Genomic DNA, 18665 nt, shown 5'->3' on the forward strand with positions numbered 1-18665 from the left:
CGCAGACCTCCCCCCATGCGATCTCCGTCACGCGTGTTCTTTTCAGACAGTTGCCCGGTGCCTTCCACGAAGGCACCGGGCAGCCGGGTTGAGCGGGTACGGCGTCGGGGGTCAGCCGCGGCCCGCGGACCGCTGTGTCCTGCGCGACACCGAGTCGATGACGACGGCGGCCAGCAGCACCCCACCGGTGATCATGTACTGGACGGAGTTCGCGACGCCCAGCAGGTTCATCCCGGACGAGATCGAGCCGATGACCAGCATGCCGAGCAGCGCCGACCAGACCGAGCCCCGGCCACCGAACAGGCTGGTGCCGCCGATGACCGCGGCCGCGATGGCCTCCATCAGCAGGTTGCCGGTACCGGCCTGCTGGCTGGCGGAGCCGATCCGGGAGGCGATCATGATGCCGCCGAAGGCGGCCATCAGCCCGGCCAGCGAGTAGACCGAGATCCGGATGGCGACGACGTTGATGCCCGCGCGGCGGGCGGCCTCGACGCTGCCGCCCAGGGCGATCACCTTGCGCCCGTAGGAGGTGCGGCGGACCACGAAGTCCAGGATCACCAGGACCGCCACGAAGATCACCAGGGCGAGCGGCAGACCCTTGTACTCGTTGAGCCGCCAGGCCGCGGCGTAGACGATCACCGCGAGCACGCCCGTACGGACCAGGATCTCGCTCAGCGGCCGCGAGGGTATGCCGACCGCCTTACGGCGCCTGCTGTCCAGGAACTGGGCGAGGAAGAAGCCCGCCGTCGCCACCGTGGCCGCCCCGTACGCGGCGATGAGCTGGCTGAAGTAGTGCGCGGTGAGATCGCGCACGAAGCTGTCGTCCGCGATGCTGATGGTGCCGGTGGTGCCGAGCACCTGGAGCATCAGACCGTTCCAGGCCAGCAGACCGGCCAGGGTCACCACGAACGCCGGGACGCCGATCTTGGCGAAGAAGAACCCGTGCACCGCGCCCAGGGCCGCGCCGCTGGCGAGCGCCGCGATCACCGCGATCCCCTCGGGCACCCCGTGGTTGACGTTGAGCACCGCCAGGGTCGCCGCGGCCAGACCGCTGACCGAGCCGACGGACAGGTCGATCTCACCGAGCAGCAGCACGAAGACGATCCCGACCGAGATCATGCCGGTGCCGCCGAGCAGGATCGAGAGGTCGGAGAGGTTCTTGGGCGAGAGGAAGGCGCTGTCCTTCGCCTGGAAGACCGCCCAGATGATGGCGATGCCGACGATGACCGGGACCACGCCCAGATCACCGCTGCGCATCTTGCGGCCGAACTCCGTCAGATAGCCCTTGAAGCCCTCCTGACGGACCAGCAGCCGGGGGTCGACGACGGTGACCGCGTCCTTGGCGACGGGGTTGGCGTCGGCCGGGCCGCTCGCCTTGTTGGCGCCGTTGGACGGGCCGCCGTTGGTCTTGTCGACGTTCGTGGTCACTTCGCGACCTCCCCGCTACGCGCCTTGCGGCGGGTCACGGCGTTGTCCGTGGCGCCGGTGATGGCGGAAATGATCTCTTCCTGAGAGGTGGTCTTCACATCGAAGATGCCGTTGTTGCGGCCCAGCCGCAGCACCGCGACCCGGTCCGCGACGGCCTTCACATCGGCCATGTTGTGGCTGATGAGGATGACGGCGAGGCCGCGGTCGCGCAGCCGCTCGACCAGGTCCAGGACCTGCGCGGTCTGCTCGACGCCGAGGGCGGCGGTCGGCTCGTCCAGGATCACCAGCTTGGGCTCGCCGAGCATCGAACGGGCGATGGCGACGGTCTGCCGCTGGCCACCCGAGAGCGAGGCGATCGGGATCCGCACACTGGGGATGCGGATCGACAGGGTCTGCAGCAACTCACGGGAGCGCCGCTCCATTTCGACCTCGTCGAGCACCCCGGCGCGCAGGATCTCGCGGCCGAGGAAGAGGTTGCCGACGACGTCGATGTTGTCGCAGAGTGCGAGGTCCTGGTAGACGGTCGCGATGCCCAGCTCCTGGGCGTCGTGCGGCCGGGTGACCTGGACGGGCTTGCCCTGCCACTCGATGACGCCTTCGTCGGCGGGGCCGACTCCGGCAATGCTTTTGACGAGGGTCGACTTGCCTGCGCCGTTGTCGCCCACCAGGGCGACGACTTCACCGGCGTGGACCTCCAGATGGATGTCGGTGAGCGCCTGGACGGCGCCGAACCGCTTGGAGATCCCGCGCAACGCCAACACGGGTCCGTTCGGCACGATGGCCATCTCCGTTCCGGGCAGGGTGGTCCCTGCTGTGTGACGGAGGGGAGAGTGTGCTCTCCCCTCGGTTGGGGGGTGAGTCAGGGATGCGGGCCGTCCGTGGTACGGACGGCCCTGCTCCGCGATGTGCCGGAGACCGGCCGTTACTTCAGACCGGCCGCCGCGCACGCCGCCTTGACCTTGCCGGCGCAGATCTGGTCGATCTTGTAGATGCCGTCCTTGATGACGGTGTCCTTGATGTTCTCCTTGGTCAGCGAGACCGGGGTGATCAGCGTCGCCGGGATGTCCTTGGTGGTCGGGCTGTCGACCGTGTTGGACTCGTTGACCTTCTCACCGCGGCCGAGCGCGACGGCCATGTCCGCGGCGGCGGTGGCCTCGTCCAGGTAGGACTTGTAGACGCTCATGTACTGCTCACCGGTGACGACCCGGCGGACACCCTCGAGTTCGGCGTCCTGCCCGGTGACCGGGGGCAGCGGGTTGAAGCCGCCGCTCTTGAGCGCGGTGATCGCGCCGCCGGCCATGCTGTCGTTGGCCGAGTAGACGCCGACGATGTTGCTCTTGCCGAGCGAGGAGATGGCACCCGTCATGGCCTCGTTGGCCTTGTCCGCCAGCCAGCGGTCGATGTCGTAGGACTTGCCGATGTCCACCTTGCCCTTGAGGACGGACATCGCGCCCTTCTTGAACATGGCGGCGTTGGGGTCGGCCTCCCAGCCGTTGAGCATGACGACCTTGCCGCTCTTGGCCTTGTTGCCCAGCGCCTTGAGCAGGGCTTGGCCCTGGACCTTGCCGACCGTCTCGTTGTCGAACGAGGTGTACGCGGAGACCGGGCCCTCGGCGAGCCGGTCGTAGGCGATGACCGGGATACCGTCCTCGTCGGCCTTCTTGACCGAGCTGGCGATGGACTTGGAGTCCACCGAGTCAAGGATGATCGCGTCGACCTTCTTGGTGATCATCGAGTCGACCTGCTGCTGCTGGACCGAGGGGTCCGACTTGGCGTTGACGTAGAGGACCTTGCAATCGGCACAGAGCGCCTTGATCTTCTTGGTGACGAAGGGCCGGTCGAAGTTCTCGTATCTGGCCGTCTGGTCCTCGGGCAGCAGTAGGCCGATCGTGAGCGGACCAGTCTTCTTCTTGTCGTCCTTCTTGTTGCTGTCGGCTTCCTTCGCCGAGCCACAGGCGGCGAGGGCTACCGTCATCGACACGACAGAAGCGGCAAGAGCGACGCGACGCATCGTTGCGTTCATTTGGGGGTGACCTCCCTGACGAGGCCGCGTCATTGCGGCCGAGGTGGCTGGAAGTCAACTCGGCTGCCCGCATGGCGTCAAGAAGTAAATCCTTAACGAGATGGCAACGGTGCCATTCGTTATCTGAGTGAACGCAGCCGGACAGGCCGGATAGACGGAGCGTGACCGGACAAAGCCGCTCAGGCACGCCCATGACCCAACTGCCGCCGCCCGGTGGTCAGGTGAGGGCCGGGGTCCCCGCCGAGAGCGCGCCGTCCAGCAGTGTCGAATCGCCCATCTCGCTGAGCACCAGCGCGAGCGCGCCCAGCACCTCGGCCCGGCCGCCGAGGGCCCCCGGCATCACCGACAGCTGCTGGGCCGCGCTCGGGATCGCGTACCGCGCGACCGACTCCCGGATCGGGCCCAGCACCAGCTCCCCCGCCTCGGCGAGCTGGCCGCCCAGCACCATCCGGCTCGGGTTGATCAGATTGCAGAGGTTGGCCACCCCGCTGCCGATGTGCCGGCCGACGTCCCCGATCACCCGCCGGCAGCCCGGGTCGCCCTCGCGGGCGAGCTGCACCATGCGCTCCACGGTGAGGTCCGCCCCATGGCTGGAATGCAGCAGTGGCAGCACATAGCGGGCCGCGGTGAAGGTCTCCAGACAGCCGCGATTGCCGCAGCGGCACACCGGGCCCGACTCGTCCAGGGTGATGTGGCCGATCTCGCCCGCCGTACCGCCGGGGCCGCGGTAGATCTTCCCGCTGATCACCAGCCCGGCCCCGACACCGTCGGCCACCTTGATGTACGCGAGGTCACCGACCCCGCGGCCGGAGCCCCAGACCAGCTCGCCGAGGGCGCCGAGGTTGGCGTCGTTGTCCACGTGCACCGGCACCCCGAGCCGCTGGGCCAGGTCGTCGCGCGGATTGGTGCCCGCCCAGCCCGGCAGGATCGCGGTCGAGCCCAGCGTGCCGGTCTCCACGTCGATCGGCGCGGGCACGCCGAGGCCGACGCCGACCACCTTGTCCTGGCTCAGCCCGCTGGCCGTGATCAGCCTGCTGACCAGCTGCTCGGCCCGGTCCAGCCCCTGGGAGGAGGAGGCGTCCACATCCAGCGGCTCGGCCTCCTCGGCCAGCACCTGATGGGCGAGGTTGCCGATGGCGACGCGTAGATGCGTATGGCCGAAATCCACCCCTACGACGATGCCCGCGTCACCGCTGAGCGAGACGCTGCGCGCCCGGCGGCCGCCCGCCGAGGTGGGCGTGACCTCGACCGTTCCGCCGTCCTTGAGCTCGCGCACGATGTTGGAGACGGTGGCGGCGGACAGCCCGGTGGACCGGGCGATCTCCGCCTGGGTCAGCGAGCCCGCCATGCGCACCGCACGGACCACCCGCTCGAGATTGGCCCGGTGCAGCGACGACTGCGATCCCGGAGTCTCCACGCCCATCCACTCCCGCCTTCGCGGGCGGCACGACGGCCGCTCCGCCGACCGGACCGCAGCAATGAGGCCCGGCTGTGTCTCCAACATGTGAACTCTAAGCTGAGCCGCCACGGTTGTCCCACGTCAAGTCCCCGACCGCCCCGGGACCGCTCGCGGTACCCTTCGCCGCCCACAGCGGAGCGGCCCCGTCCTTTCCGCGGAACGGAAAGGACGGGGCCGCGAAAAGCGCTCCGGCGGGATCCCCTATTTGAGCGCGCCCGCGGTCAGGCCCGTCTGGACCTGCCGCTGGAAGACGATATAGGCGGCGAGCACGGGAAGCATCGCCAGCACCAGCCCGGCGAAAAGCGCCGACCAGTCGCCCTTGTACTGCTGGCTGGCCGCGAGCTGCACAAGACCCTGGGTGAGCACCCGCTTGTCCTCATCGGTGTTGAGCACCGTGGGCAGCATGTACTGATTCCACTGCCCGAGGAAGTTGAAGATCCCCACGCTGATCAGTCCCGGCTTCGCCATCGGCAGCATGACCTGGAAGAACGTCCGAGTATGGGATGCCCCGTCGATCAGGGCCGCCTCCGCGACCGAGGACGGCAGCGTCTTGAAGAACGAGGTGAGGAAGAAGACCGTGAACGGCAGCGAATAGGCGATATAGACCAGAATGAGCCCATGAAAGGTGTTGAGCAGGCTCATGTTCTTCATCACGAAGAACAGCGGCACCAGCGCCAGGATGATCGGAAAACTCATCCCGCCGACGAACATGAAATAGATGAGCCGCTTTCCCGGGAATTCAAAGCGGGCCAGGATGTACGCCGCCATCGAGCCCAGCAGCATCGTCCCGATCAGCGAGCAGCCCACCACCAGGATCGTATTCAGGAAGAAGTCGCCGATGTTCGACTTGCTCCAGGCCCTGGTCCAGTTGTCGAAGTGGAGCGCCGAGGGCAGCCCCCAGGGCGAGGTGAAGATCTGCTTGTCGGTCTTGAGGGAGCTCATCACCGCCCACAGCAGCGGCAGCGTGACCAGGAGTCCCCAGACCACCAGGATGCCGTGCGAGAAGACGTTGAGGACCTTGCCCTCGCTGCCGATCCGGCCCTCCGGGGTGAGGCCCGGCGGCGGCTGCTTGGCGACGGGCCCGGTGGCCGGTGCCTCGTCCTCCTTGGTGACGCCCGGGAGCTCCGAGGGCTCTGCGTGCGAGGTCACTGTGGTACCCCCAGATCGGCGGTCGGGCGGCGGTGGCCGGGCGCGGTCGGTGTGATCGGCATCAGTACTCCAGCCGTTCGCGCCGGCCGAGCCTGGTCACGATGACCGCGAAGATCAGGGTGACGATGAGCATCGCGACGCCGATCGTGGTGGCCCGTCCGGCCTGCCCGTCGTGGAAGGTCTTGGTGTAGACGTAGTAGCCCATGACCTGGGTGGAGTCGGCGGGACCGCCCGGCCCCACGGTCATGATCTGCACCACGGCGAACGCGTCGAGCGCGATGATGCCCATATAGATCCAGCCGGTCTGGACCGTGTCCCACAGCAGCGGCAGGGTGATCTTGAAGAAGGTCTTGACCCGGTTGGCCCCGTCGAGCAGCGCCGCCTCGTAGAAGTCCCTCGGGATGGAGCTCATCCCGGCGGAGAAGAGAACGACGTAGAACCCGACGTTGCTCCAGACCATCACCGCCATCAGGCACCACAGCGCCAGCTTCGGATCGGCCAGCCACTCCTGCTGGAGCGAGTCCAGGCCGACTCCGTCGAGGAAGGAGTTGATCGCGCCGTTGCGCGGGTTGTAGGTGAACTGGAACAGCAGGGCGACGATCGCGATCGACAGCACCTGCGGGAAGAAATAGATCACCTTGTACAGGCTCGATCCGCGCACCCCGGAGACCGCCGCGTTCTTACGGCCCCGGCCGCCCACATTGAGCATGAAGGCGAAGAACAGCCCGAGGCCGAGCGTCACCAGCGGCACCACCAGCAGCAGCAGGACATTGTGCCCGACCGCTTTCCAGAAGAGGTCATCGTGCAGCAGCCAGTTGTAGTTCTTGAACCCGACCATCTGGAAGTCGGAGCTCAGACCCGTCCAGTCCGTGAAGGAGTAGTAGATGGCCTGGACGAACGGCGAGATCACGAAGACCGCGTAAAGGATCACCGGCAGGGCCAGGAACCCCGCGATGAACCGGTACTTCCCATGCTGCATTTCTACCGACCTCGGTCTTCCCCTACGGATAATGCCGCCGGCGACGCGTGGACCCGCATCAGACGTGCTTGTACTTCTTGACGGCGTCGTCCTTGGCCGTGTCATCGGCGAACTTCTGGCACTTCTTGATCGTCTCGGCGGGGGTCATCCGGCCGGCCATCATCTCGCCGAGCGCGCCGACGCCGATCTGCTGCTTCTGCAGCGTCACGTACCAGTCCTGGAGCCGCGGGTTGACCACGTTCTTGCCCGCCTTGGTCAGCGCCTCCTGCGCGGACGCCAGGCCGGGCGGCAGGGTGAGACCGTCGGTGCCGCCGTTGAGGGAGGAGAGCGAGGAGACCTGCTTGACGAAGTTCTTGGTGGACTTCTCACCGAGCATGATCCGCAGCAGTTCCATGCCGCCCTCGGGGTTCTTCGCCGACTTCGGGACGATGAAGGGCTCACCGCCGGAGGCCCACAGGGTGCCGAACGGCATCTTGTCGCTCTTGTCCAGGCTGGACGGCGCGGCCACCGCCATCTGGAAGTCGTCCGGGGTGGTCTTCTTCGCCTCGTTCTCCACCCAGGAGCCGTTCGGGATGAACAGCGCCTTGCCCTGGTTCCACGCGGTCTGGGACTCGATGTGGGTCAGGCCCGGGGTGCCCTTGAGGATGTAGCCCTTCTTGTAGAGCTCGTAGTACGCCTCGAAGGCGGCCTTGACGGCCGGGTGCTTCCAGGCGTTCGGCTCCAGGTTGTCGATCGAGTCCAGGACCTCCCGGCCGCCGATCTTGGCGATGAAGGGGTAGAGGCTGAACGGCAGGTAGTAGGGGAACTTGCCGGGGTAGGTCCAGCCCGCGATGCCCTTCTTCTTGGCCTTCTCGCAGACCTTGAGCATGTCGTCCCAGGTCTCGGGGTACTCCGCGTCGAGCTTGGCGAGGTTGGACTTGGAATACCAGACGCCGTAGACGGTGTAGGCGTAGTAGAGGATCCACACCGGCTTGCCGTCGAACTGGCCCATCTCCACGACACCCGGGCGCAGCGTCTCGCGCACCGTCTTGTTCGGGTCGTCGAGGGAGGGCGCGTCCAGCAGCGGGGTGAGGTCGGTCAGCTGGTTCTTGGCGACCAGGGTGCCCATGTCCATCTGCTCGGCGCCGGAGTTGTCGACGAGGTCCGGCGGGGTGCCGCCGTTGAACCGCGGCTGGAGCACGGTCTGGATCTTCTGGGTGGCGGCGTGCTTGACCTTGCCCTTGGTCTTCGGGAAGGCCGCGGCGTACTCCGCCTCGGCGTCCTTGGCGTACTGCTGGCCGAAGCCGCCGTCGAAGATGACGACGTCGAGCGCGGCGCTCTCGTTGACCGCGAGCGGGTTCTTGGCGCTCTTCTTGCCCTTGTCGACCTTCTTGGAGTCGTCGTCACCGCCACTGGCACAGGCGGACAGCGCGCTCATCGCCGGCACGGTGATCAATCCGAGCGCCGCCGAGCGCTTGATCAGATCGCGACGGCCGACATCTGAGGTGGATCCCATGCTCAAGTCCTCGCCTTCGTCAGGACTCAGGCGGTGTAACGGTCTCCCGTACATACTCGCCTCCGGCGAGGGGCCCGACACCGCGGGTCAGTTGAAGCGTCAAGCGGAGTATTGCTGGGTGTACGCCGGGGAGAGCGGATGACCCGCCGAGGTCCTCCGATATGGGCCGTGGTGCGGCCTTCCCCCTGGGGCGACAGGTATAGTCCACTGGGCCTCATATGGGCAAGATCGAGAGGTCATCGGGCACCAGTCTTTCCCGAGTTGAGACCTGCCCGACATACCGTAAGGGGAGACATGCCGCGCGGCACGCCGCCGTGCGCGCTCCCCGAAAGGCGGTTCCCGTGTCCCGGAAGCAGCTCACCCTCGCCACCAGCATTGTCGTGACCGCGACACTCGCGGCCACCGCTGGGTGCGGCTCCGGCAGAGGGGGCTCGTCCGCCGGGGACAGCAAGGGCGGCGCGGCGATCGGCAAGGGCATGGCCCAACTGCCGGTGGAGCCCACTCAGGCGCCGGCCGAGGAGCCCACCGACGACCCGTATGACGAGCCGTCGGACTCCCCCACCGGCGGCTCGGGACTGGTCACCCCGGACGCCAAGATGGGCACCTGCGGATGGGGTTCGGACGGCAAGCCGTACGCCAATGTGAAGATCAGCAACTCCGGCTCCAACACGGCCTACTACTCGCTGCTGGTCGGCTTCGTGGACAGCTCCGAGGAGGTCGTGACCACCGGGGTGGAGTCCGACGCGTCCGTGGCGGGCGGCTCCGAGAAGACCATCAAGGTCACCGGGATCAAGGCGGACAGCTCCCACACCGCGAAGAAGTGCCGGCTGTCGCTGGCCACCAAGTCCGACAACGCGGGCAAGTCCGACAACGCGGGCTGACGACACGCCAGGAACAACCCCGGGGGACGCGCGGAATCACCCCCATGGACGTGGGCCGTACCACCGACCGGGGTACGGCCCACGGTGTACCACCCGCCGCACGGGCGCCCATTGAGCGCTGTCCGCATCCTTGACACCACCCTCCCCCTGCCTCCCTACTTATCTCTGCCCGAATCAGTGGACAACGTTGTCAGACTCGTTGAGAGGCTGAGTATGCGACAGAGACGACCCCAGAGACGATGGCGTGGGATCGGACGGTCGGCCGCCCTGGTGGCGGCCGTCCTGCTGGCGGTGACGGCCCAGGGCGGTGCGGTCGCCGCCCCCGCCGGCCCGGACTCCGCGCACCAAGCCGACCGCACCTTCGCCTCGTCCTTCGAGTCGGGCGATCCCCAGCCCGACTGGCGGAACACGGTCGAGACCGGCCCGGACGGCAAGAAGAAGGCGTCGGGCATCGACGGAGGCTACTCCTCCGGGATACCCGGCAATGTCACCGACAAGGTCACCGAGGTCCGCGCCAGCGACGAGAACACCGACGGCGGGGAGGTCAAGGAGAACCTCGTCGACGGCGAGGTCACCAGCAAGTGGCTGGCCTTCGACACCACCGCCTGGCTCGAGTTCGACCTGAGCGAGCCGGTGGAGGCCGTCCGCTACGCCCTCACCTCCGCCAACGACGCCCCCGGCCGGGACCCGAAGGACTGGACCCTCAAGGGCTCGGCCAACGGCTCCGACTGGACCACGCTGGACACCCGCAAGGACGAGAAGTTCTCCTCGCGCCAGCAGACGCGGGAGTTCTCGTTCGACAATTCGACGGCCTTCAAGCACTTCCGGCTGGAGATCACCCGCAACGCCGGGGACGACATCGTCCAGCTCGCGGAGGTGCAGTTCGCGAACGGCGACACCACCCCGCCCGCGGCCTCCGACATGCAGGCCCAGACCGACCGCGGCCCGACCGGCTCCCCCACCGCCAAGGCCAACGCGGGCTTCACCGGCACCCACGCGCTGCGCTACGCGGGCACCCACAAGCCGGACGGCCGGGCGTACTCGTACAACAAGGTCTTCGACGTCGACACGGCCGTCACCCGGGACACCCGGCTGTCCTACCGGATCTTCCCGTCGATGACCGAGACGGACCTGAACTACCCGGCCACCCATGTCTCCATCGACCTCGCCTTCACCGACGGCACCTACCTCAGTGAGCTGCCCGGCGCGGTCGACCAGCACGGCGCCCGGATGAGCCCGCGGGGCCAGGCCGACTCCAAGACGCTCTACGTCAACCAGTGGAACAACAAGGAGTCCCGGATCGGCGCGGTCGCCGCGGGCAAGACGGTCGACCGGATCCTCGTGGCCTACGACTCCCCCAAGGGCCCCGCGCAGTTCCGCGGCTGGGTGGACGACATCTCCATCGCCCCCAAGGCGCCCGAGAAGCCGCTGGCGCACCTGTCGGACTACGCCCTGACCACCCGCGGCACCAACTCCAGCGGCAGCTTCTCGCGCGGCAACAACTTCCCGGCGACCGCCGTCCCCAATGGCTTCAACTTCTGGACGCCGGTGACCAACGCGGGCTCCACCGACTGGCTCTACCAGTACGCCCGCGCCAACAACGCCGACAACCTGCCCACCATCCAGGCGTTCAGCGCCAGCCATGAGCCCAGCCCCTGGATGGGCGACCGGCAGACCTTCCAGGTGATGCCGTCCGGCGCGGCCGGCACCCCGGACGCCGGACGCGGCGCCCGCGCGCTCCCCTTCCGCCATGAGAAGGAGACCGCCCGTCCCTACTACTACGGGGTGACCTTCGAGAACGGCCTCACGGCGGAGATGGCGCCCACCGACCACGCCGCGGCCATGCGCTTCACCTATCCGGGCGAGGACGCGAGCGTCATCTTCGACAACGTCAACAACAACGGCGGGCTGACCCTCGACGCCGAGCACGGCGTCGTCAGCGGCTACTCCGACGTCAAGAGCGGACTGTCCACGGGCGCCGGCCGGCTGTTCGTCTACGGCGTCTTCGACACTCCGGTGAGCGCGAGCGGCAAGCTGGGCGGAGGCGGTGGCAAGGACGTCACGGGCTACTTCCGCTTCAAGCCGGGGAAGGACCGTACGGTCACCCTCCGGCTCGCCACCTCGCTGATCGGCGTCGACCAGGCGAAGGCCAACCTCGACCGGGAGCTGCCCGCGTCGCGGTCGTTCGGGCAGGTCAAGCAGGCCGCCCAGGCGGAGTGGGACGACATCCTGGGCCGGGTCGAGGTCGAGGGCGCGGACCACGGCCAGCTCACCTCGCTCTACTCCAGCCTCTACCGGCTGTACCTCTATCCCAATTCCGCTTCCGAGAACACGGGCACGGCGGCGAAGCCCCGTTACCAGTACGCGAGCGCCTTCTCGCCGGCCGCCGGGGAGAACACCCCGACCCATACCGGCGCGAAGATCGTCGATGGCAAGGTGTACGTCAACAACGGGTTCTGGGACACCTACCGCACCACCTGGCCCGCCTACTCCCTGCTCACCCCCAAGCGGGCGGGCACGATGGTCGACGGCTTCGTACAGCAGTACAAGGACGGTGGCTGGATATCCCGCTGGTCCTCACCGGGCTACGCCGATCTGATGACCGGCACCAGCTCGGACGTGGCCTTCGCGGACGCGTATCTGAAGGGCGTGCGGTTCGACGCCGAGGCGGCGTACGAGGCGGCGCTGAAGAACGCCACCGCCGTGCCGCCCACGTCGGGCGTCGGCCGTAAGGGCATGTCCTCCTCGCCCTTCCTGGGCTACACCAGCACCGAGACCCATGAGGGTCTTTCCTGGGCGCTGGAGGGCTATCTCAACGACTTCGGCCTCGCCAACATGGGCAAGGCGCTCTACGCGAAGACGAAGAAGCCCCGCTACAAGGAGGAGTCCGAGTACTTCCTGCACCGTGCGCAGGGCTATGTCTCGCTCTTCGACGACAAGGCCGGCTTCTTCCAGGGCAAGGACGCCAACGGCAAGTGGCGCCTGCCGTCCGACAAGTACGACCCCCGGATCTGGGGCTACGACTACACCGAGACCAACGGCTGGGGCTACGCCTTCACCGCGCCCCAGGACAGCCGGGGCCTGGCCAACCTCTACGGCGGCCGGGCGGGTCTGGCGAAGAAGCTGGACACCTACTTCTCCACCCCGGAGACCGCCTCACCGGAGGTCGCCGGTTCCTACGGCGGCGTCATCCACGAGATGACCGAGGCGCGGGACGTCCGCATGGGCATGTACGGCCACAGCAACCAGGTCGCCCACCATGTGGCGTACATGTACGACGCGGCGGGGCAGCCGTGGAAGGCCCAGGAGAAGGTGCGCGAGGTGCTCTCCCGCCTCTACACCGGCAGCGAGATCGGCCAGGGCTACCACGGCGACGAGGACAACGGCGAGCAGTCCGCCTGGTACCTCTTCAGCTCGCTGGGCTTCTATCCGCTGGTGATGGGCGGCTCGGAGTACGCGGTCGGATCGCCGCAGTTCACCAAGGTCACGGTGCATCTGGAGAACGGCCGCGACCTCGTCGTCAAGGCCCCGCGCAACAGCGCGCGGAACGTGTACGTCCAGGGTCTGAAGGTCAACGGCAAGGCGTGGAACTCCACCGCGCTGCCGCACTCGGTGATCGCCAAGGGCGGCACCCTGGAGTTCGCGATGGGCCCGAAGCCGTCGGCCTGGGGCACGGGGAAGAACGCCGCGCCGTCCTCCATCACCAAGGACGACAAGGTGCCCACCCCGCGCCACGATCTGACGGTGCCGAGCGGCGGTACGGCGCTGCTGGACAACACCTCGGGCACCGAGGCGGCCTTCGAGTCGGCGGACCTGCCGGTCACGGAGCCGGGCCGCGCGGTGCAGTACACCCTGACCTCGTCGGACCGCGGCAAGGCGCCGACGGGCTGGGTGCTCCAGGGCTCCGCGGACGGCGAGCGGTGGCGGGACCTGGACCGCAGGTCGGGCGAGTCCTTCAGCTGGGACAAGCAGACCCGCGTCTTCTCGGTGCGCACGCCCGGTAGTTACGCGCACTACCGGCTGGTGCCGGACGCCAAGGCGACCCTGGCGGAGGTGGAGCTGCTGGGCTGACCCGAGCGATGAGGTGAGGGACGCGGGCCGTGGCCGGGAGTTCGCCGGTCACGGCCCGCGTGCGTGACACGGTGCGGCGGCGTGGCCGTCGACCACGCGCCGCCGGGCACAACGCGGCCCGGCCACCTACCCCGCCGTCTCGCGCCTTCGGCGCATTTGAGCATGGGCGGCGGGGGTGGGGGGCGCGGGCCTCGCCGCCGGGCGCCGGGCCGGTTGGGGTGGGCGCCGGTGGCGGCAACGGTGCTCTGAGGCTGGGCCCGGTGCCGGAGCGGAGGCATGATCCCGTGTGGTGCGACGCCGGACCGTGGATGGGGGCCTTGGGGCCGTCCCGCGTCTGCGGCCGTCTGACCCTGCGTATCCGGGTACCCCCTCCGAAAACGCTTGATCTGAAGCAACTAATTTGTCAAACGTTTTCGGGAGGGGCACCCCGACCCCTCCCGATGTCCGACGCCGCCCCCGGCCCTCGGCCAGGGAAGTCGCCACCGGCGGTCAGACCCACCGGCCCGGCGTCCGGCCGCGGCGCCGCGCCCCCACCCCCGCCGCCGCTGCTCAAACGCGCCGAAGGCGCGAGACGATACCCGCGCCCGACAACCGGTCCCAGGCCGCCTCGGCCCGCTCGAAGGCGGGCGTCGTGGACGCGCGGCGAACCACACGATCCGCGCGGTGATTCCCTTCTCTCGTCACGGTATCGAACTGCTCGGCGCGGAGGCCCAAATGATCAACGACCGAAGCGTGCTGGACCGTATGCAGGGTTACGCCCACAAGCCCGCAGCATCCAGAGACCTCATCCACCGCATCGCGCAAAGCAGCTAAGGGGAACCACCTGTCCATATATGACTGGCAGAAGTCCTCGTACGCCGACGTCGGACTGCCGGTCGTGGACCCCGCGGATATCGCGGAGGTCGCGGAGGTCGCGGCCGCGGCCCTGCGGGAGCCGGGCCACGCGGGCCGCACGTACGACCTCACCGGCCCCGCCCCGGTCACCCCACGCGGACAGGCGGACGCGATCGCCGACGCGCTGGGCGAGCCCGTACGGTTCACCGAGCTGAGTCGGGAGCGGGCACGGGCGGAGATGCTGCGCTTCATGCCGGAGCCCGTCGCCGACGGAACCCTCGACATCCTGGGCACCCCCACGCCCACCGAACAGCGCGTGAGCCCGCACGTCGAGCACATCCTGAACCGCCCGCCACGCCCCTTCGCCGAGTGGGCCAACCGTCATATCGCGGCCTTCAGCTGAGCGGGAACCGTCCCCGCTCGCCGGGCTGCCGCTGGGCCGGGAGTGGTTCATCGACACCTCCCCCTCCCGGCCCGCGCGACGCTAGCTGTCGGCGAAGAGTTCCTCCGTACGTGAGACGGTCACCGCGCGGTCGAGCCACGTGTCGAGGAGGTCCAGGTCCTTGCACGCCCCCACGCGTTCGCGGGTCTCGGCAGTGACCTCGAGCCCCCGAGCGTTGAGGACCCGCAAGACGCTCTCGGCCCGCACCTCGACCTGAGTCTCGGCCCGGGTCTCGGCCCGCACCTCCGCAAAGGCTCGCTGGGCGTGCTCGGAACGGAAGAAGTTCAGCAACGCGGACATCAGGTCGCTCCAGATCTTTCGTGCCGGGGTGTTTCCGAGGCCCGCCTCGACGAGCTCGGCGTAGATGGTTGCCTGTTCGGGGTCGAGAGTGTCGAGCGTGGTTGCCAGCGCCTTCAGTATGGCATCGACGTTTTCGCTCTTACTATGCGTAATCGCGGAGAAGACGGCCATCGGAACATCTCGGACCACGTCCTTCGCGTCGGTGACAACTGACCATGCGTCGAACGCTAGAGACACGAGGGCAAGTGCCACCGGCACTTGCCCTCGCTTCACTCGATCGGGTGCGCCGGGTTCAGCCGCGGGCGATTGCGAAGACGTGGAGATCGGCGTTGTCGGGCAGGGTGACGGTCTTGATTGTTTTGCCTTCCGGCGCCCGGAACGCCTTCGTGGCGAAGATGTAGGCGTCCACCACATCCTTGTCGCCGCCGCTGATGTTGCGGTACGGGGTCCTGGCGACGGTCACGTTGCCGTACTGGACCGTTCCGCCGCCGCCTCCCACCGTCCAGTCGGTGAAGGACAGGTCCGCCTCGTCCGAGCTGCCGTCCGTGTAGGTGACCTTGGCGGTGGCCTTCTGGTTGCCGTTGACGGCGCTGCCGATGAAGGACAGGGCGGTGGAGGCCGGAAGGGAGATGGTCTGGGCGGTGGCGGAGGCGTTGTCGGGGCGGGCGGACGGGGAGGCGGGCCAGGTGTAGTCCAGGCCCTGGGTGGTCCCCTTGGCGCCCGGCTCGAGGCCGGCCGCGGCGAGGGCCTGGCGGGAGTAGCTCCAGCCGCCGCCGTCGTAGTCGCCCTCGTCGTGCTCGCCGGCGTCCTCGGTCGCGCCGACGTTGTTGTACGCGGCGAGCAGCGAACCGGGGGCCGCCACGGTCAGCGTGATCGGCTGGACGACCTCGGTGCCCTCGCTGGTCACCGTCACCTTCGCGTCGTAGAACCCCTCGGCCGTGTCCTTCCCCGCGCGCAGCGAGATCTCCGCCGTGCCGTCCGGGCCCACCGTCCCGGAGGCGGGCGCGGCGGTGATCCCGTCGGGGGCGTCGGTGGTGAAGCGGACCTCGGGGCGGTCGCCCTCGCTGACCGGGACGGCGGCCACCCGCACGGTCAGGCTGTCGCCCGGGGCGAGCGTGCCCGTGGTGGGACCGACCCCGATCTGGTACGGCTGCTCGCCCTCGCGGAAGGAGGGCGGGGCGTCGGACGGGGCCGAGCCCCAGGCGCGGTCGGGGGCGTCGGAGAGGGTGTAGTCGAGCGTTCCGCCGTGCCGTACGAAGGACTCCGGCAGCCAGGGGCGGTCGCTCGCCCGCCCGTTCACCTTCAGCGCCTGGACGTACGGCGCGCCGGGCGCGGCCTGCGGGGCGCGGATGGAGATGTCCCGGCCGCCGCGGTCGATCTCGATCCGCGGGAAGAGGGGCGAGGCCAGGACCAGTTCGGCGCGGGAGGGCACCTGCGGATACATGCCGAGGGCGGAGAAGACGTACCACGACGACATCTCGCCGAGGTCGTCGTTGCCGGGGATGCCGTCGGACTTCGTGGTCCACAACTGCCGCATCGCGGCGCGCACGGTCTCCTGTGTCTTGTACGGCTGCCCGGCGTAGGCGTAGAGGTAGGGGACGTTGATCGACGGCTCGTTGTCCAGCTCGGACTTCTCGCCGCCCTTGCCGGTGAGCGCCCAGCCCCCGTCGGCGTCGTGGAAGAAGGCGTCCAGACGCTTCACCGCGGCGTCCTTACCGCCCATGGCGGCGAAGAGACCCGCGGGGTTGTGCGGGACCATCCAGGTGTACTGGGCGCTGGTGCCCTCGACGAAGCCGTTGCCGGTGCCCGGGGTGAAGCCGGTGACCCAGCTGCCGTCGGCCTTACGGTTGGCGGCATAGCCGCCGGTCTCCGGGTCGGCGGCGGCGTTGAAGTTGTTCTGCCACCACTGGGCGCGGCGCGCGAAGGTCTCGGCGGTGTACTTACGGCCGGCGGCCCGTGCCAGCTGGGAGAGGGCGAAGTCCGCGCCGGACATCTCGAGCGTCTCGGCCGCGCCGCCCCAGGCGTTGGAGACGGACGGCATGTAGTGCAGCTTCAGGTACTTGTCCAGGGACGGCCGCTGACCGGCCGACATGATGGGCTTGCCCGCCGGGCTGAGGTCCTTCTCGGTCGGCTCGGTGGCCGCCTTGACGAGCGAGTCGAGCGCGGCGTCGAGGTCGAAGTCCGTGCCGCCGAAGGCCCGGATCCCGGCGAGGGCGGCGGCCGACGGGTCGCCGTTCATCACATGCGTCCCCGAGGCGCCCTGGAGCCAGCGGTCCCAGACGCCGCCGTTCTGCTGAGCGAGGTTCAGTAGCGACTGGGCGATGTCGGAGCCCTTGTCCGGCTCCAGCAGGGTGAGCAGTTGGAGCTGGGAGCGGTAGACGTCCCAGCCGGAGAAGGTGCCGTACTGGGCCCGGTGGCCCCGGCTCACCCGGTGCACCTCACCATCGCTGCCCCGGTAGCGGCCGTCGGTGTCGCTGATGACGTTGGGATGCAGCAGCGAGTGGTAGAGCGCGGAGTAGAAGGTGGTGCGGTCCGCGTCCGCGCCGCCGCCGACCCGGATGGCGGACAACTGCCGCCGCCAGGCGTCGTACGCGGCACTCCGCACCTGGTCGAAGCCGCGCCGCGGCGGGTTCTCGGCGGCGAGGTTGGCCCGCGCGCCCTGGTCGCTGACGTAGCTGATGCCGACCTTGACGCCCACCCGCCGGGTGCCCGGCGCGAATTGGAGATAGCCGCCGGAGCCCTTCCCGGCCGCCGGACGGCCGTCACCGCCGTAGCCGCCGGAGCCGCCCTCGGCGCTGGTGGTGCCGGGCCGCAGGGTGCCGTCCCGCCAGGTGCCCTGGGCGGAGAACGCGGTGTCGAACGTGGCGGTGAAGTGCAGCGTGTAGTAGCTGCGGCGTCCCTCGGGGTCGAGATAGCCGCAGAAGTTGCCGCTGGTGACCGAGCCGGAGACGGTGCGGTGCGCCGGGTCGATGGTGAGATCGGCGTCCGAGCTGCCGACCTCGGATGAGGAGGTGCGGATCAGCAGGGAGGCGGTCTTGTCCGCGGGGTAGGTGAAGCGGGCCGAGCCGGTGCGGGCGGTGGCGGTCAGCTCGGCACCGGCGCCGGAGGCGAGGGAGACCTTGTAGCGGCCGGGTTCTGCGGTCTCGTCGGAGTGGCTGAAGTCGGAGGCGTAGACCTGGTCCTTGGTGTCGGCGGCGGGTGAGGAGGTGACCTCGCCGACGTGGGGGAAGAAGGGGATGTCGCCCGCGCCGCCCGCACAGCCGGTGCCGGACATATGGGTGAGGCTGAAGCCGCGGACGCGGGTGGCGTCGTAGTGGTAGCCGCCGGGCGCGGCGGTCCGGGTGGCGTCGCCGCGGGTGTTCTCCGGGCTCCACGACAGCATGCCGAAGGGCGCGACGGCACCGGGGAAGGTGTTGCCGCCGGCCGAGCTGCCGATGAGCGGATCGACGTACGCCGCCGGGTCCTTGACCAGCGTCGGCGGCGGGGCGGCCGACGCGGGCGCGGTGGCCGCGGTGGCGAGGAGCCCCGCGGTAAGGGCCGCGGCCGCCAGGGCGGCCAGGGGTCTTGAGGGCATTGCGGTCCCACCTTGTCGGGAAGGGCCGCG

At 68.9% G+C, this 18665-nt stretch carries 11 protein-coding genes and 1 pseudogene; 3 read left to right on the top strand and 9 right to left on the bottom strand.

The window, feature by feature from the left end; all coding sequences use genetic code 11:
* Positions 1-111: 111 nt before the first annotated feature.
* The 7 genes from NP777_RS34400 to ngcE form a co-directional block, all read right to left on the bottom strand.
* Entirely contained in the window at positions 112-1428 is a 1317-nt protein-coding gene (locus NP777_RS34400) for a sugar ABC transporter permease (protein ID WP_256654103.1), read from the bottom strand.
* On the bottom strand, positions 1425-2213 hold the full coding sequence (locus NP777_RS34405) for an ATP-binding cassette domain-containing protein (protein WP_256654104.1): 789 nt from the start codon (positions 2211-2213) through the stop codon (positions 1425-1427). Before NP777_RS34405 ends, NP777_RS34400 begins: the two co-directional genes overlap by 4 nt.
* Positions 2214-2350: 137 nt before the next feature.
* Positions 2351-3451 (bottom strand): substrate-binding domain-containing protein, encoded by a 1101-nt coding sequence (locus NP777_RS34410; RefSeq protein WP_256654105.1) that lies wholly within the window; start codon positions 3449-3451, stop codon positions 2351-2353.
* A 217-nt stretch (positions 3452-3668) separates the two neighbouring features.
* A complete protein-coding gene (locus NP777_RS34415) occupies positions 3669-4868 on the bottom strand; it encodes an ROK family transcriptional regulator (RefSeq protein ID WP_256654106.1) in 1200 nt (399 codons plus the stop codon).
* A 243-nt stretch (positions 4869-5111) separates the two neighbouring features.
* The gene (locus NP777_RS34420; RefSeq protein ID WP_256654166.1) at positions 5112-5945 is read right to left on the bottom strand and encodes a carbohydrate ABC transporter permease; all 834 of its coding nucleotides are present in this window, start codon (positions 5943-5945) and stop codon (positions 5112-5114) included.
* Positions 5946-6120: 175 nt separating this feature from the next.
* Positions 6121-7038, bottom strand: a complete 918-nt coding sequence (locus tag NP777_RS34425; RefSeq protein WP_256654107.1) for a carbohydrate ABC transporter permease — start codon at positions 7036-7038, stop codon at positions 6121-6123.
* A gap of 58 nt (positions 7039-7096) precedes the next feature.
* The gene (ngcE, locus tag NP777_RS34430) at positions 7097-8533 is read right to left on the bottom strand and encodes an N-acetylglucosamine/diacetylchitobiose ABC transporter substrate-binding protein (protein ID WP_256654108.1); all 1437 of its coding nucleotides are present in this window, start codon (positions 8531-8533) and stop codon (positions 7097-7099) included.
* A 341-nt stretch (positions 8534-8874) separates the two neighbouring features.
* Between ngcE and NP777_RS34435 the strand changes: the two genes are divergently transcribed.
* The 3 genes and pseudogenes from NP777_RS34435 to NP777_RS34445 form a co-directional block, all read left to right on the top strand.
* A complete protein-coding gene (locus NP777_RS34435; RefSeq protein WP_256654109.1) occupies positions 8875-9414 on the top strand; it encodes a PT domain-containing protein in 540 nt (179 codons plus the stop codon).
* A gap of 213 nt (positions 9415-9627) precedes the next feature.
* On the top strand, positions 9628-13485 hold the full coding sequence (locus tag NP777_RS34440) for a GH92 family glycosyl hydrolase (RefSeq protein ID WP_256654110.1): 3858 nt from the start codon (positions 9628-9630) through the stop codon (positions 13483-13485).
* Positions 13486-14338: 853 nt separating this feature from the next.
* Positions 14339-14722: pseudogene (locus NP777_RS34445) on the top strand (NmrA family transcriptional regulator); the annotation flags it as partial.
* Positions 14723-14803: 81 nt separating this feature from the next.
* On the opposite strand, the gene NP777_RS34450 reads toward NP777_RS34445, so the two are convergent.
* Complete coding sequence (locus tag NP777_RS34450; protein ID WP_256654111.1) at positions 14804-15313, bottom strand: hypothetical protein; 510 nt, start codon at positions 15311-15313, stop codon at positions 14804-14806.
* Between the two features lie 40 nt (positions 15314-15353).
* Positions 15354-18635 carry a GH92 family glycosyl hydrolase gene (locus NP777_RS34455; protein WP_256654112.1) on the bottom strand — a complete coding sequence of 1094 codons (3282 nt, stop codon included), beginning with the start codon at positions 18633-18635 and terminating at the stop codon, positions 15354-15356.
* Positions 18636-18665 lie beyond the last annotated feature (30 nt).

Source organism: Streptomyces rugosispiralis (assembly GCF_024505145.1).
In the GTDB taxonomy this organism is placed as follows: Bacteria; Actinomycetota; Actinomycetes; order Streptomycetales; family Streptomycetaceae; genus Streptomyces; species Streptomyces rugosispiralis.